This is a genomic window from Thiocapsa imhoffii, assembly GCF_016583985.1.
Lineage (GTDB): Bacteria > Pseudomonadota > Gammaproteobacteria > Chromatiales > Chromatiaceae > Thiocapsa > Thiocapsa imhoffii.
Map to the genome: position 1 here is coordinate 1 of NZ_NRSD01000036.1, position 16343 is coordinate 16343.

Sequence of the window (16343 nt, forward strand, 5' to 3'; positions counted from 1 at the left end):
TGAACCGCTGCCTCCCACTCGCTGAATAGACAAACATTCGTTGAAGGCACCACAGATAACCGAGAAATGGTTGCAGGACGAAGTGCGCCGCATCCACAAAATAGACCTGTCGCCGACCTTCTTTTGCATCAGCAAGTCTTGGCTCTAACTCATTAATGATAAATGACTTTTGTTCTTCTCGCTTGCTGTCATCTAGTTTCCCAGGGAGGCTTCCTGTTTTTTTCGGCTGAGTCCGGACGAGAGTAGGAGGTGACGCACATGAGGCACAGTAAACGAGACTCCTGTCAGCCGATTGATCTCCGCTGCCGATTGATCTCCGCTGCCGCTTCTTTAAGGGTGCGTGGGGGATACTTCAAAAAATACGATTTCAAGAAGTCGCGTTGCGACTCGATCTGACTCACTAGCTGGTGAAAGTGACGCTTCTCGACACCGGACAGCCCTTTTTCAATATCAGTCCGAATCGTCGTCGTGACGGTATTCGGAGCCGCGCTACTCAATTTGGCAATGTCATGGTGTGGTAGGCCAAGGTGCTTATGCCACAAGATGGACATGCGTTTCCGCACGATCGGATCAGGATGGCGGTAACACTGAAGTTGAATGCGGCGTTGATCTTCAATTGAAAACTGGCAACGTAGCATAAAATTACCTATGACCAATCGATTAAATTGGCAGAAAATGATTATGGATCTTTAGGATATTATGAAAAGAATAAATTAGCAAACGATTTATTAATCTATTATAACAATATTCTGGATGACTTTTGGATCTACATTGTCAGCCATTACCCCGCTTTGCTACTCGAGAGTTCATGAGCTCAATTTCAATCAGCTGACGAGTCGCTGTCGACAGTGGCTTATTAACAATAGAGCGACTATTCAGTCGCTGAGCCACACGGGTCTTAACCGATATTCCAAGTTTACGTTTAAGTCGAGCCGCGAAACGTATAAGATGAGCAGCCAAATAAGAACGATTAATAGATGCTTCATTTAACACCGGAAATTCTTTTCGACAATCATCCTTAAGCCCTAGGAACAACAAAGCATGAATGTACTCCCTTCTAGCATCAGTTTTTATATCATCTAGATGGATAATATACAATTTCTCAGGTGCGACGCGATTCTGTAAACGGCTTATCATGTTCTTCAAGTCACATGCTTGCTTGTACTGTAGAAAGTTCGGTTCGATACAGTTACGCGGCAACCCTTCTCCCCGTGCCCGCGAATCCTGAGCCGCCCATGCTTCTTCTAATGTTGCAAGTGGTTCATGTAGCTTCTTCCGATTGTGGTGAAACAACGAAACTGCCATATCCACTGGATCACGAACCATGGCAATAAACCGAGCATCCGGATGTTCCGCTAAAATATTTGGAACTGCATCGTTGGAGAACAAATACCAAGTGGATGCTTCACACCAAATCTTTGCATCAGGCGAGGCGTCACTGAAAAGTTCATCGTAATCAGATTTCTGCGTGATGACCCGATTTCCCATATCGGTATTATAGTAGTGAGGTTCCTTGATACGACTCATGTGAATCTGCGGATGTGCCGCCAACCAATGCGCCAATGATGTGGTTCCGCACTTAGGCGCACCAACGATAAACACTCTACCAACGTTAACTTCAATCATGACGTTCTAATCTCCAGCCACTCGCATATCAATGCTACATTATCGATCATGCTTAAAATAGCGTTACTATTTAACTGTGACATCCCACAAAACGTCGAATCAACTAGAGGATGAATCAAGATCCGAAGGCTTCGTGTATAACATATTATATAGTTGAGAGGATCTTTCCTATGTTTCGATATGCATCGTTAGTTATATGAGACGAATACCTATCGCATTTCTGGGTGTAGGCGCACACAATTCTAGAGCACTTTGAACACACCCTGATTATTTTACTACAAGCGATTTCGACGTGCTTGTGTGGCGAGAACTGTCGAGAGGATCATACCAATCAAAATCCAAGGGGCTACTCGCGTCACGGTGCCATAGGTCGCAAATCCAAAAACGAAAAAAACTAGCCACAGGAACACCCAGTCTTGTCCTCTGCGTTTGGAAAACATGATCACTGAATAGAAAAATAAACAGGCAACAAACAAACCTGGGATGCCGAAAACATACAGCCAGTCCACGAAAAAAGAGTGGGCGCTGAACCCAGCTTCAATCTGCGCGAATTCACTCCAACTTAATACACCTCCGCCCAGAACAAAAACAGTCCATTCTGTATTTCGAAGCGCCTCCTGCCAGAATTCCATACGTGGGTCGTCTACCGATTCAACGCCCACACGCCCAGCCAGTACCGGGAATGCTTTCGCAAATGCTGACCCGGGGTCGAAGAAGATGAACGCAATGATCAGTCCGACGAGACCAGTTAACACGATCACTAGCTTCTGCAACCTGATTTTCTTTCGATGTAACATCACCAAGACCCCAACGGAGAAAGCCATGATGACCCCGAGTAGCGCCCCTCGCGATGCAGTCAAAAGAAGTACCGAAACAAGAACCGCCAGTATCATGTACTGTAATGCCTGCAACCAGCGGCTACTAAGCGTAGATCCTAATTGGTGGCCGAACATTTTGAACGATAATAGGGCAAGAATGCCAAGAGAAAGCGTGTTTGAAAGCCGGCGGAGAGAAGCAGCGCCCTCCTGCAAACCGAGGCGAGCCTCATTGCTGATCCCACTGTCGGATAATGAAAGCGCGGCAGCTACACATGCCGAGAACACAAACGCGGACAGCAACAACTTAATACCATCAGTATCACTCGCGTAGTGTGCAATAGCGAGTGCGAGCAACATGAGTGAGATCATCAGCACCCAGAAATCCGTGGCGCGAGGAGTCTGACTTCCCGTGAGCAGGCCGCTAATAAAAGCCAGTGATGCAAGGACTCCAATGATGAAAACTATCACATATATCGTTCGGGATACGATAAATCGATCATATTTTTTCTCTGAAAGCTCCCTAGCTACGTACCCGCCGACTGCGGCTAGCGCAGATAGCGTAATCAAGGTACCTTGCCCACCTTCCTGCATTCCCAATCCAAGAAATGGCCAGGAAATTCCGTAGGCTAGCAGACCTCCACCCTTGGTAAACAAACCTGCCAACCCAAACAATGCTACCAGACCAATTATCGGAGGGGTGAGACCAATTCTGTGCACTAAAAGCCAGAAGATCGAAATCCCGACGATGATGGCACACGCTCTTGGATTAGGGTTACACCTAATTAAGCCTAGTCTAATCATACATTATTCATCTCGTTACTCTCTCCATGCTGGTTAATAGCTATACGTCTCCATTATGCGAATAAATCCTGTCTGTAATTACGAGATAGCTTGTAAGTGACATCTGTACGTCTGTAACAGTTCATGATGACTATGTGAAAAAACTAGCTATGTTGGGCGGAATTTAACTTCTCGGGCTTTGATGATCTCAAACAACCGTAGCCCAGGACTTATATCCTGCGCCTCCTGCCATTTTTCATTCCAACTCTCTTCAGGAAACTCAATGCTCCCAGAACCAGTGGGATATGCGATTATCTTCCGAACTGCGTTCTGCAGGGTCATGGCATTGACACAGTGTGCTAAGATTTCTGGTGTCTTATTGATCAGAAGATTAGGTTCTTCTTCTGTGTAGACAATTCTCGGAATATTAAAATAGGCTAAATCGTCGAATATATTGCTGACATAATTTTTATCGTTCACGACTACGATGCCTATCGCAGCTTTTCTAACTAATTCTTCAATCCCCACGCACTTCGAATGCTTATAAAGCGAATATGCTTTCGCTGGCCCCACTTTTTTTACCATACGTATCAATGCAAACCAGCGATCCGCATTTTTCGCTTTTACCACAGTTTCTCCAAAGTGCCGGCAGGTCTCCAATACGTTACTTAACAATTGTAGCTCCCTCGCTGACCGATCGGATAAATATGCCCCTCCCACTAAGATATAGATGATCTTAATTTGCTCTCTTTGGATATGGGCTCTCTGCGCAGCCAAATAGTAGCCCTCTAGATTACCCAACATAGGAGTATCCAGATCGGAACTTACCCTAAGTGACAGGAAATCGGTCTGCTGGCTGTAGTTACGAGCGCACAATATATCTGAGAAATAGTCAGCATCGCTAAAATGCATGTCCCCTACATTGCTACTATGCGGAATATGAATATGTGTCAAATAAATTTCTTGTTGCTGCTTCCGCATTCCACGGATCAATGAACCAATTGGCACACCTCCAGACCTGGTAATTAAAGTCGATATCGTGCCTGTCCCGGCTAAATGGCGGATAAATGGAGCTTCCAGAACTGTAAAGCTGATGAGTGCAAGGATCTTTGGCGCTATGATAAGCTTTTCGAGGATAAACGAGTAATCTATTTTGAGCTCAGACAGCATCCCCGTTTTTTTAATCAATTTTTGCACGCGAGTGATTGCAGCGTCGATTTCCAAAGGAAGACTAAGCAGAGTCCATGTTAACGAGCACTTAGAGAAATTTTGCTTCGGGAACTCAACCACATTCATTCCACAACTGCGTAGTTCCGCCATGATCGGGTCGTCTGTGAGATGCTTGATGAGGCAGCGATACTGCATCCATACCACTGACCCTGTCAGAATCTCTTTTTCGCTCGTTGGGGATGCAGTCCAATGCTCGTGCTCACGGTACCAAAGCAAGAAAACAGCAATCCACACTACAGGATAAAGAATTATCTTTCTTGGTATCCAGAAGATAATTTTCTTCATGAACCCATGCTTCGGTGGATTTACATTTATCAGTCTTCGGTAAATTTGAGGCGGTACATTGCTCAGGAACCATGCATATACATCCCTATTTATGGAAAATTGAGTGACACTTTCTTCTCGCATTAGGTCCAGTAAGTCTCTGTACTCCTTTTTCTTTTCTGCCCCAACACTCATGTCATCACCTATTTAGAGTTGTCCCTAAATCTCTAGTACATTTCTCATAGAGTTGTGGGATATGTTTTCGATACCTAAGAAAAGCACCGCTTTTCTCGTCCCTTACTACCTGAAAACTTATACTAAGTTCAATGCCCTGGCATTCTTTTCAAACTCAGCGTAGGCCATGCACACGACGACGTTGTGTTGTAGTCCGATGTGCTCAACCGCGCCCTTGGGTCCTTGATCGTCGCACCGAAGCGTACGGTTCAGTCACGCGACGAATTCAAGAGTGTTGATGAAAAATATAGTAATAGTTTCGTTAGTAGAACAGAAGAAGCTTGCGTCCGACCATCGGATGATGACCATCAAAAAAATGATGCAGCGGTCAAAAAAAGACATACCGTAAAAGTTCTGCCGCTTACTAGTCATGACCTGAAAATACTTTATATGAGTCCAGTTTTTTGGTCGCTCACCATATGACGATACGATCATGAAAAAGTGCTTGCCTCCACAATTTTCTTGGTTTGAAGGCATGACCCTGAGGGCAGACCTTGGCTTTCTTGGAGCAACAACTGATTATGGACGTGGAGCCGACATTCGTTTACCTCATAAATGGCTAGAGTGATCAAAACTGAATAAAACGGGTAATTCCCTGGATCTGCCGGGGTGACACATGCCGTTTGACTTTTCCGGGAGTCCATCGGGACACTCACGTCGCGTGAGCCGTCATGCACATGCGTGAGGAGAGCCACGATGGACGAATTTGAGAGCCTAAGCCACTCCAAATGAGAGTGCAAATATCGTGTTTTATTTATAACCAAATATCGCTGCCGTGAGCTCTACGGTCAACTGCGGTGGAACCTCGGTGACGTCTTGCACCGGCAGGCCTGGCAAAAGGAAAGCCGGATCGAAGAGGAACTTCTGATTTCGGATTATTTTCACATGCTCATGTCGATTCCGCCGAAGGATGCCCTGCCTTTCCATCTTATTCTGGTAATCGTCATTGCCGGTTTCCTAGCATTGTTGCATTTTTGATCTGGAGGCTATCTTCCGGCGACATCTCGATGTATGCGACCTTATCGCCTAATAGACTTTCCTGTTGAAGAATCTCCCACCATATAGAGAGGATTGCACCGTTGAAAGTGTAGAGTCGCTCACGATCATACGATAGATCATCAAACCGACCCGGATTCAACAGGCTGAGCCCGTCCGGTCCGTGAGCGAAAACCGGCTCACGTTCCTCTTGGACTGACACGACGGAATCACTCTCGGTGATGCGCAACACATTGATCGCCTTTTCGAGATGTTCCGTGCGACGGTGCACGGCATGGATACTGAGGAAAACCACCACATCCGGACTTGTACCCGTCAACTCCGCATAGTAATGCCCAGCGTGCAGCATGATGTCGCGGATCGGAAGTTTCGCAGAACTAGTGCCGAGATCGTCACGAAGCACGCGGGCATGTACAGGTACTCTTCCCTCTGCCTCCAGACGGGCCGCAAAGTCCAAAACACGCTGGCTCTGTGAGGAAACGATCACGGTCGTGACGACACTCGCTTCGGCCGCCGATGAAATGGCCCGCTCCAGTAGCGACCGACCCTCGTACTCGCGATACGGGACACCCTCGAATCCGGGGTAAGATTCACGGACCGGAATGACGGCAGCGCAGGTGGGCTTGTACCCCCCTTCAAGACCATTGCCGATGCGGGCGAAGATGCGTGACCGCGCAGTGAGTAGCCTCTGGTAGTCACGGCTGAGCGAAGTATCGTGCTGGCGGTAATAGAAGACGGGTAGATCCAGGCTGGCCGCACCCACACGGTTGGCGAGTTTGTACCAGAGTTCCCAACCATCCTGGGCGTCAATGTCCTCAGAGTAGCCGCCTACAGCTTTCAGGGCACGCGTCCGGAACATCGTGCAAGCGCCGTGTGGAGGCAGATGGCCGGCCCGGTCTTCAGCGCCCAACCGGTGCCTGCGTTCCATGCCGAGCACCTGGCCTTCGGCGTCGGTGTAGAAATAATTGCCGTACACGAGCCCCACGCCCGGTGTCGCCTCGAGTTTGCTGACCATGAGCAGCAACGCACCTTCGTCCAGCCAGTCGTCGGCATCCAGTCGCATCATGTACTTGCCGTTGGCCATCCCCAGCACCCGGTTCGCCAACTTTTGTAGCCCGATTGGCTCCGGATTTTGTACGACCGTAATGCGATCAGGCTGGCGGCGGCGCAAGTCTTCCGCAATGGCAGCCGAATCGTCGCTGGACGCCTCATCCACCAGAATCAGTTCCCATTCTGTATAGAGTTGCCCAAGAACGCTTTCCACGCATTGGGTGAGGTACCTGCCGTAGTTCCGGCAGGGTACGTAGACCGTTACAAGTGGACTCACACTCATTAAAGCAAACTCTCAGCTTATCCTGTTATCGGTGCGCTCTTTCACCACACGCGCGGGCACGCCTGCCACTATCATGCGATCAGCGATATCACGTGTGACAACACCATTGCTACCGACAACTGCATCCATCCCGATCACACGCCCGGGCATCACCACAACGTGTGAGCCAAGCCAAGCCCCATCACCAATCTGAATTGGAGCGTGATCATAACCCTGATCTCGGATGGCTACATTGGGGGTTTCGACGCGGTGCATGCTGGTCTGCAGGTATACGAAGCCGGATATAAGACACTTCCGGCCAACATGTATGGAATCGCCACCGTTCAATACTGAGTAGAGCCCAATCCGCGCTCCGTTGCTGATTCGTACCAGAGCTTTGTTCGCCGCCAAAATCCGGACACCGCGGTCGATTCGTACACCGTCCTCTATTACGATGCGCGCGGAATCATGGGCACGTATTTCAATTCCGCTTCGGAATTCGACATTGTTCCCAACAGTGAGTTTGGCATCTGGATCCACCAAGCATCGTGGCATTCCGTCACAGCGGAAGCTAGACCCGATTTGAATGTTGGGGCCACCGTATATCAGTTTGGCTAGCGCGGCTCGCAACATCGGTCCCTCGCGACGCGACCACCACTGTGTGAGAAGAAACAGCGTTTTCACACTCGCTCCGCGTCGCTGTCATATGCGCCTAAACAGACGTAATCTTCGCCTTCACGGATAGCCCGCAGAGGATCGAGATCATGCAGCGCTCTACTACCCAGAAGCAGATCCGTTTCACGTGCATCCGTCCCGAGTGCTGGTCGCAGCAGTATAACGTCGCGCCTGCCAATAATCTCCCCGGCCTTGACGAACTGACGCAGATAGGCGCCACGACGAAAAGAAATCTCATGGCTATTTTCGAGCTCGCTAACCTGTGGCAACTTAACGTCATTACCGCGAAGAGCACTGATCTGTCTGATCTCATCCTTCAATTGCCGCACTTCTTCAGCCACAAGCGAAACCTTGTGGTCACGGAACGTCTTGCCTTCACGCGAGTCGGTGAAATGAAACTCGAGGACCTGTGCGCCCATGGCAGCGGCGGCGCGCAGTGCCGCTGTCCCCTCGGTATGGTCCGAGTACCCCACGGCAAGTCCGGTCTGGACGCGAAATGAGTCCATAACACGCAGATTCGCATCCCTGTCCGGTATTGGATACATCGACGTGCATTGCATCACGCACAGCATTTCGGGCTGCATGTAACGTGCATCCACCTCTTGAATACAGGCGACGGTTTGCATCACTTCGTCCATGGTAGCCAAGCCTGTCGAGAGCAGAATGGGCTTGCCACGCCGCGCGAACTCGCGTAGCAATGGCCACGCTGTCAGGTCGCCAGACCCGATCTTGTAGAAATCCATATACGGATCGACCCAATCGAGGAGATCCAGATCCCACACGGATGCGACATACACGACGCCTGCCAAACGGCACATCCCAGCCAGATGGATGTGTTGCTCGCGTGTGAGCTCGAACTTCTGGAAATGCTTGTGCCGGTCTGGGCTCTCGACGGAACTCACCAGCGTGTCGCCCCGATAGAGTTGAAACTTGACGCAGTCGGCTCCCGAATCGATGGCCTGTCGGCACATGGCCTGTGCGACCGTAAAATCCCCTTCGTGGTTGCCACCGATCTCGGCAATCAGGAGTGGACCGGCAGCGCCCTTCCAAGGGTTAGGCTGCGGTTTCCGTGTCGCTAGTTCGTAGATCTGCCTCAGGTTCAGCGTTCCCGCCGCAGGCCCGGCACGGTCGAGGATCTGGCAAGCCCGCTCAAGATCCTCGGGTGTGTCAATTGCAAGCTGAAGCCCTGCGGCTTCGGGACAACTGGTGTTCTGGTATACGTATCGTCGCCCCAATGACGGATTCTCGTAGAGCCAACTCGTCACATGTTCACGATGTGACGGTTCAGTCGTTGTCTTCATTGAGGTCCGGTAAAAACTCGCGCGAACGATCTCGACACTCATTCCGTAAGGGAACGTTCGCCCGGGGACATTGGTGACGAAGTCGAACTGATCCGTGTCGGCAATCGCCAACATTGCATGCAATGTCTGCGGATCCAGAAACAGATTGTCGCCATTGATTCGAACGCCAAAGTCCCATTCGTTCTCTACGATGCACTCCAAGAAACGCCCGGCGACATCATCCAAACTGCCGCGAAAGCATTTCAACCCGGCACGGCGACAATATCCGGCGATCGGATCATCACTACCGGCTGTGGATGTTGCCACGACCAGCGGTCGCTCGGGCGCGGCCTGTCGGATACGCTCGACGATGTAGCTGATGAGCGAACGTCCTCGAATATCGCGTAGGATTTTCCCCGGCAGTCGCTTTGAGTCGTACCGGCACAACAGAACGATGCCAATGGTCATTGCCTTTCTCCCAGTACCTTAGCCGGAACGCCACCGACGATGGTGTACGGATCAACGTCCTGACGAACGACCGCACCAGCGGCGACAATCGCACCCTCACCGATCGTGACACCGGATAGAATCGCTGCATGCGCACCAATCCAAACGTCGTTGCCGATCCGGATCGGGTTGGCTATATTGGCCTGTCGGTTCATGAGAGTATCCTTTCGCGTGCCGTGATCACTGTCCACAATGTAAACAAAGGATGCGATCTGGCAGTCCTCGCCAATGGTGATCCCGGCAGTGGCGTAGAGAAACGTGTAAAAGCCGATCGAGGTGCGTGCCCCGATCTCCACATGCGCTTGGGGGTTGCATGGGCAGATGTGGGCTCCAGTCTTGATAAGCGCTGCTGGACCAAGCCGAATATTCCTTGGATAACGTAACAACTGCGCACCCGGAAACAAGATAACATCATTTGAGAGATCCACCCCGCGTAGACGATGCCACCAAACGCGCAGCTGAGTCGACCAGCGGGAGGGCAAGTGGCGGCGGAGCTGCGCATTGTGGGTGGGCGGAGTTGGATTCCCATTTCTGCTCGGGTCAGTCATAAAAGGCATGTAGCTTGCGAACTCGTATCATGGTGCTCTGGATGGTCATCTTTTGTATGCGAGCAATTGATAATTTGTTACCTAAGCAGTCATTTAAGCCTCGGCCATAGAACGGAATCGCGTGTTGTTCGCGACGAGTTCCTCGTAATTGCCTTGCCCGGCCAGCTTGCCCTGTTCCAGAAGATAAATATGGTCACACTCACGCACGGTGCTGAGTCGGTGAGCAATCATGACGATGGTGATTTCTCCCCCGAGGTGATGCACGGCATCCATTACTGCCTGTTCGGTCAGGTTGTCGAGCGCACTGGTGGCCTCGTCGAACACCAGCAATTCTGGATTTCGGTACAGCGCTCGGGCAATACCAATGCGCTGGCGTTGGCCCCCAGAGAGCCGCACGCCGCGCTCGCCCACCAGCGTGGAATATTGCTCGGGCAACTCATGCATGATGAAGTCGTGCACCTGGGCCATCCGCGCACAGTGCTCTACCTGCTCATGATCAATATTTTCTTTAGGCACACCCAAGGCAACGTTCTCGGCCACCGTGGTGTCGGTAAGGAAAATCTCCTGTGGCACATAGCCTAGGCTTTGCTGCCAGGCACGCAGGTTGTGCTCGGTCACCGGTACGCCATCAACGGTGATGGCACCTTCCGTTGGATGGAGCAGACCGAGAATCACATCGACTAGTGTGGTCTTGCCTGCACCAGTGCTTCCAACTAAGCCCACAGCGCTACCGACGGGAATGCGCAGGTTTAGGTCTGAGAGAGCCGCCTTGGCGGCATTCGGGTAGGTGTAGCTCAGATGTTCCAAGGCGATGATATTCTGTGCCTTGAGCGGTTTCGGCGCTAATTTTGGCAGTAATGCAGGCGCATCCTGCGGATGCAGGTCAGCGTATAAACTGTTTACTGCCGCATGGCCATACCGCAGGCTGGCAAAACCATTGAAGACTTTCTGCGCCGCAGGTTTCATGCGGTAGGCCGCAATCGCGTACAAGCCGAGGATGGGCAGAATCTGTCCTAACGCGCTACTTCCCAATCCTCCATGGGTGATCAGCAAAACAACGGTGAGCAGCAGCATGGCACCGAAGATGATGGCTTCGATCAGGAAATTAGGAACCTGATTCAGTGTTTGGTAGCTTGCTTGGGTGGAGGCAAAACGCTGAGAAGGTGCTTTGAAGCGGCTGAGGTAACTCTGTTCGTGCCCTAAAAGCTTGATATCCTTAATACCGCCAAAGGTCTCACTGGCAGCCATGAAGCGTTGTTTGTTTGTGGCCACGCGGACCTGTCCAATTTTTCCGAGGTAGCGGCGCACAACGAGGTATACCAGTCCGTATAGTCCACCAAGTAGGCCCGCTGCCAGCAGTGCGATCCATGGATTGACTAGAATCAGCAGGGTAGTGATGGCGATCAGTACGAGACTGTACGCGATCATATTATAGGCTGGCCGAAATACATTCTGAACGAGTTGATCGACTTCTGAAAGGATGCTCTTGGACATGTCGCCACTATGCCGGTCGAGGAAAAAGGCATAGGGTTGCCGCAAGTAGGCTTCGAGCAATCGTGCCCCGATAGTATGGCGCCGCATTTCAATAAATCGGTTCATCGCATAATGCGTGAGTGTACGGTACACTGCGGAGAAGACCATGAGCGCAAAAGCCGCTAGCCCCAATGCGATCAGGAATTGATCCGGGGTGTCGATGCCAAAGTTTTTTCCTTGGTTGTAGAGAGCACTGAGGACTGGATTGGTCTCTAGCATTTCTGGATTGCCCAAAACGGCTAGGAAAGGCATCACCGAGGCGACGCCCGCGGTTTCCAGCAGCGCCATACCCAATACGAGTACAAGAACTAGGAGCCCACGACGTCTCTCGCGTGGGGTGAGGAGATGGATGGCCTTTTGAAAAGTGTTCATCGATTTAGGGGGCGGGCCGATGTCATTCAGCGAAGCCCTTACTGGCACCTTGAGGTTGTCATGGAATGGGCGTGATGGATTGTGCTCCCATCACCGGGCACAGGGAATCGTGCCTCGCGTCCTGGATTGATGAGCGAACGCGCATGGACCCCGCCCATATCATCCACAGACCAATCCATCGCCTCCGCGAGCCCATCGCCTAGTCGATGGCTGGGTGCATACCCGAGTCGGGTGCGCGCCTTGTCGATATCGGCCAGCGCGTGACGCACATCCCCGGGTCGAAAGTCGCGACGGTGGCTGCTGGCAGTGGACACACTACCGTCCTACCTTGTCATGCCGGTATCAGCTGTGGTGGGGGCGAATTGTCTGGTCGTCGTTGGTTCATGGATTGAACCTGAGGGGCGGTATCTCACCATGTGTCCATGGTTGGGTCAACGACGGCAGGGTGGGGTGGGGTGGTTGGAGGTCGGTGGGTTGTTGGATTCTGGTGACGAAGCTCCGGCTTCGTCACCCGTGAGCAGAAGCTCCGCTTCGCGAATCAGCCGCCCGTGCCAACGCCTCATGAAGCAGAGCTTCATCGCTTGGGTCACGCAGCCAGAGCGGCGTGACCTGAGCAAGCACAGGCGCGACCTTGGGTCAGCTGGAATCAGGCGTCACGACTCTGAACGCCGGTCGGGTCGCCCGCAAGCGGGGCTCCTACAGCGCAGGTGCCCGCAGCCCGTAGATAAGCACCTGATCGCCAAGCGCTTCGAGCGCACCGAGGTCGCGAATGCGCGCGAGCCACGGGACGCCCCGGTCCGCGATCGCGAAATCGGGCTCCGAGGGCTGATTCATCTCATCCAAGTCGGGTCATATCAATGAACGTGTTACGGACGCCCGGTTGGTGGATGCGCTGCGCTGATCCACCCGACCAACTCACGCCGGGTTGGTGGATGCGCTGCGCTGATCCACCCGACCAACTCAAGTGCCCATGAGGTTGGTGGCGTAGGTTTCGACCGGCTCGGCGTGGGACAGACGTACCAAGGGTCGTGCTGCGAGGTGGAAGACGTCGTCCGGCTCGGTGGCGAGGACGCGTTGTGCGAGGGCGTCGCGGTCGCGGATGTCGAGGATGTGGTGCTCAAGGCGTTCCGTAAGGCCGAGCTGGTCGAGTCGGCGCGCGACGCAGCGTCGCCGTTCAGTCCGGAGTCGCGTAAGAGCTCAGCGGCTCTTAGCTTATCGTCAGCCGCTGTCAGCAGGGCTTCGCACTCGGGAGTCATAAGCGCACGGCTTCGCGAGCGATATTTCGAGCCAGCGGGAAGCCCTGGCTCTGGCGCCATTCGTCCTCGGTACGCAGGAGCGTCGCGACGAGCACGTCATGGTGATCGAGCAAGTTGACCTGCACGTCCAGGATGTGCTCGCGCAGCTCGGGCGTCTTTTCGTCGACGAGGATGAAGATGTCGTCATCCGAACTCTCACGCGCATCACCCCGCGCCCTTGATCCGAATAGCCAGAGGCCGCGGAGTCGGGAGCCCAGACATTTCTTGAGCTGATCCGTCAAGGTCTGGAGGACGGGGTCATGCCTGGGCGTGGATGGCGCTGGTGATGTCATGATCGCGGTCAACGCTGTTCACTCCCAGGCATCGATGAAGACTTGATCGGGCGATCAGCCATCAATGTCGGTCAAGCGCTGGCGGAAGGCATCAATCATGGCCTTGGGGCCGCTGAGGTAGAAAGCAGTGCCTGCCGGATCAACGCATGCTCTCATGATGTCGTCGAGATTGATGCGGCCGGGGCGCAGGGTTCAGTTAGATGACGCAACAGGTCTCCAGATAGACGCGGGTCATGCGTCGCTGAGGTCCCAATCGTTGCGGAGCGCGGCGATCCGGTGGGTGACCTCGTCCGGCTGACTGCGCGGGCGCGTGGCATCGCGCGGGGTCGCTCGGAGTTTGAGCGCTTCGGCTGCGGTGCTGCCCCGGGTCGGAGATGCTGGCGGTTCTTCTTCGGGCAGGACCAGCAAGGCACGTAGTGGAAGACGAGGGAGCGGCGCCAGAGAGCGCAACCGCCCGGCAGCGTCGATTTCGACTTCGATTGTTTTGGGCATTGGGGAAACAGTGTTAAGTGTTCAGTGTGAAGTGTTGCATTGCTGGGGCGCGTTTGTTGATGAATCGTGGACGCCGTTTCGTTTTGTTGGGGTGACACGTTGGCTGCTGGCAGCGGACACGCTACCGCCCTACCTTGTCATGCCGGTATCAGCTGTGGTGGGGCGAATGGTCTGGTCGTCGTTGGTTCATGGATTGAACCTGAGGGGCGGTATCTCACCATGTGTCCGTGGTTGGGTCAACGACGGCAGGGCAGGGTGGGGTGGTCGGAGGTCGGTGGGTTTCTGGTGACGAAGCTCCGGCTTCGTCACCCGTGAGCAGAAGCTCCGCTTCGCGAATCAGCCGCCCGTGCCAACGCCTCAAGAAGCAGAGCGTCATCGCCTGGGTCACGCAGCCGGAGCTGCGCGACCAGAGCAAGCACAGGCGCGACCTGGGGTCAGCTGGAATCAGGCGTCACGACTCTGAACGCCGGTCGGGTCGCCCGCAAGCGGGGCTCCTACAGCGCAGGTGCCCGCAGCCCGTAGGAGCCCGCTTGCGGGCGATTCCCCCACGCTCGCAGGGATGTCTGCGGCCCGTTGGAACCCGCTTGCGGGCGATCCCCCCATGCCCGGGCGGATGTCTGCGGCCCGTAGGAGCCCGCTTGCGGGCGATCCCCCCCACGCCCGGGCGGGTATCTGCGGCCTGTAGCGGGCGATTCCCCTACAGCAGATCACCGGCGGGACCGACGCACTCTTTGGACTCTGGTGACGACGCTCCGGCTTCGTCACCCGCGAGCAGAAGCTCCGCTTCGCGAATCAGCCGCCCGTGCCAACGCCTCATGAAGCAGAGCGTCATCGCTTGGGTCACGCAGCCGGAGCTGCGCGACCAGAGCAAGCACAGGCGCGACCTGGGGTCAGCTGGAATCAGGCGTCACGACTCTGAACGCCGGTCGGGTCGCCCGCAAGCGGGGCTCCTACAGCGCAGGTGCCCGCAGCCCGTAGGAGCCCGCTTGCGGGCGATTCCCCCACGCCCGGGCGGATGTCTGCGGCCCGTAGGAGCCCGCTTGCGGGCGATCCCCCCACGCCCGGGCGGATGTCTGCGGCCCGTAGGAGCCCGCTTGCGGGCGATTCCCCCACGCCCGGGCGGATGTCTGCGCCCCGTAGGAGCCCGCTTGCGGGCGATCCCCCCATGCCCGGGCGGATGTCTGCGGCCCGTAGGAGCCCGCTTGCGGGCGATTCCCCACGCCCGGGCGGATGCCTGCGGCGCGTAGGAGCCCGCTTGCGGGCGATACCCCCTACAGCAGATCCCATCGGCACCGGCGGCCCCTTCAGCCGGACTCGGGACCGATCAGGTCTTCCACATTCGCGGCATCGAAGATCCCGTCAAGCCAACTGTCCAACTGCGCAACCGTCGCCGCGTCGATGCGCTGCTCGGCCCAAGTCGGGACAGGGCCGAAACGGCGCGTCAATTGGCGCTTCAATGTACTGGCCTTGCCCTTGGCCTTGCCCTTGGCCTCACCCTCGGCCTCGCCCTCGACCTTACCCTCGGCAAAGATCGACTGATAGGCCCGCGTTTCCTGGATGGGAGTCAGCAGATTCAACATCGCCCAAATCTCCTTCGCGGAGAGTCCGCGAAATCGTCGACTCTGAACGCCGGTCGGGTCGCCCGCAAGCGGGGCTCCTACAGCGCGGGTGCCCGCAGCCCGTAGGAGCCCGCTTGCGGGCGATCCCCCCACGCCCGGGCGGGTGCCTGCGGCGCGTAGGAGCCCGCTTGCAGGCGATTCCCCCTACAGCAGATCCCATCGGCACCGGCGGTCCCTTTAGCCGGACTCGGGACCGATCAGGTCTTCCAGGTTCGCGGCATCGAAGATCCCGTCAAGCCAACCGTCCAACTGCGCAACCGTCGCCGCGTCGATGCGCTGTCCGGCCCAGGCGGGTAAAGGACCGAAACGGCGCGTCAATTGGCGCTTCAATGTACTGGCCTTACCCTCGGCAAAGATCGACTGATAGGCCCGCGTTTCCTGGATGGGAGTCAGCAGATTCAACATCGCCCAAATCTCCTTCGCGGTGAGTCCGCGAAATCGTTCGAAAAACCAATACTCCAAGACCTCT

The 16343-nt window shown here is 54.3% G+C and carries 13 protein-coding genes and 2 pseudogenes; 1 reads left to right on the forward strand and 14 read right to left on the reverse strand.

Annotated features, from left to right (window positions below; translation table 11 throughout):
• Window positions 1–774: 774 nt before the first annotated feature.
• The 3 genes from CKO25_RS19405 to CKO25_RS19415 all read right to left on the reverse strand — a co-directional run bounded on the left by CKO25_RS19405 (window position 775) and on the right by CKO25_RS19415 (window position 4739).
• Window positions 775–1626, reverse strand: coding sequence for a sulfotransferase family protein (locus CKO25_RS19405; RefSeq protein ID WP_200389609.1), 852 nt, complete (start codon window positions 1624–1626; stop codon window positions 775–777).
• Window positions 1627–1901: 275 nt separating this feature from the next.
• The gene (locus tag CKO25_RS19410) at window positions 1902–3245 is read right to left on the reverse strand and encodes an O-antigen ligase family protein (RefSeq protein WP_200389610.1); all 1344 of its coding nucleotides are present in this window, start codon (window positions 3243–3245) and stop codon (window positions 1902–1904) included.
• Between the two features lie 147 nt (window positions 3246–3392).
• Complete coding sequence (locus CKO25_RS19415) at window positions 3393–4739, reverse strand: hypothetical protein (RefSeq protein WP_200389611.1); 1347 nt, start codon at window positions 4737–4739, stop codon at window positions 3393–3395.
• Between the two features lie 960 nt (window positions 4740–5699).
• Here CKO25_RS19415 and CKO25_RS19420 point away from each other — a divergent pair.
• Window positions 5700–5930, forward strand: a pseudogene (locus CKO25_RS19420) (transposase); the annotation flags it as partial.
• On the opposite strand, the gene CKO25_RS19425 reads toward CKO25_RS19420, so the two are convergent.
• From CKO25_RS19425 to CKO25_RS19475, 11 genes and pseudogenes are all read right to left on the reverse strand, one after another.
• Window positions 5896–7281, reverse strand: coding sequence for a glycosyltransferase family 2 protein (locus CKO25_RS19425; protein WP_200389612.1), 1386 nt, complete (start codon window positions 7279–7281; stop codon window positions 5896–5898). The pseudogene CKO25_RS19420 and the gene CKO25_RS19425 overlap by 35 nt on opposite strands.
• A 12-nt stretch (window positions 7282–7293) precedes the next feature.
• Entirely contained in the window at window positions 7294–7800 is a 507-nt protein-coding gene (locus CKO25_RS21860) for an acyltransferase (protein ID WP_200389613.1), read from the reverse strand.
• Between the two features lie 140 nt (window positions 7801–7940).
• Window positions 7941–9683: an N-acetylneuraminate synthase family protein gene (locus CKO25_RS19435; protein WP_200389614.1), complete on the reverse strand. Its 1743-nt coding sequence runs from the start codon at window positions 9681–9683 to the stop codon at window positions 7941–7943.
• Window positions 9680–10150, reverse strand: coding sequence for an acyltransferase (locus tag CKO25_RS22180; RefSeq protein WP_338115184.1), 471 nt, complete (start codon window positions 10148–10150; stop codon window positions 9680–9682). Before CKO25_RS22180 ends, CKO25_RS19435 begins: the two co-directional genes overlap by 4 nt.
• Window positions 10151–10363: 213 nt before the next feature.
• Window positions 10364–12175, reverse strand: a complete 1812-nt coding sequence (locus CKO25_RS19445; RefSeq protein ID WP_200389615.1) for an ABC transporter ATP-binding protein — start codon at window positions 12173–12175, stop codon at window positions 10364–10366.
• A gap of 696 nt (window positions 12176–12871) precedes the next feature.
• Window positions 12872–13009, reverse strand: a complete 138-nt coding sequence (locus tag CKO25_RS19450) for a hypothetical protein (protein ID WP_200389616.1) — start codon at window positions 13007–13009, stop codon at window positions 12872–12874.
• Between the two features lie 126 nt (window positions 13010–13135).
• Window positions 13136–13312 (reverse strand): annotated as a pseudogene (locus CKO25_RS19455) (GDP-mannose 4,6-dehydratase); the annotation flags it as partial.
• A gap of 115 nt (window positions 13313–13427) precedes the next feature.
• A complete protein-coding gene (locus CKO25_RS19460; protein ID WP_200389617.1) occupies window positions 13428–13763 on the reverse strand; it encodes a nucleotidyltransferase domain-containing protein in 336 nt (111 codons plus the stop codon).
• 231 nt (window positions 13764–13994) lie between these two features.
• Window positions 13995–14255, reverse strand: a complete 261-nt coding sequence (locus tag CKO25_RS19465; protein ID WP_200389618.1) for a hypothetical protein — start codon at window positions 14253–14255, stop codon at window positions 13995–13997.
• A gap of 1304 nt (window positions 14256–15559) precedes the next feature.
• The gene (locus tag CKO25_RS19470) at window positions 15560–15835 is read right to left on the reverse strand and encodes a DUF4351 domain-containing protein (RefSeq protein ID WP_200389619.1); all 276 of its coding nucleotides are present in this window, start codon (window positions 15833–15835) and stop codon (window positions 15560–15562) included.
• Window positions 15836–16051: 216 nt separating this feature from the next.
• Window positions 16052–16343: DUF4351 domain-containing protein (locus CKO25_RS19475; RefSeq protein ID WP_200389620.1), on the reverse strand; the 292-nt coding region annotated here is incomplete at its 5' end.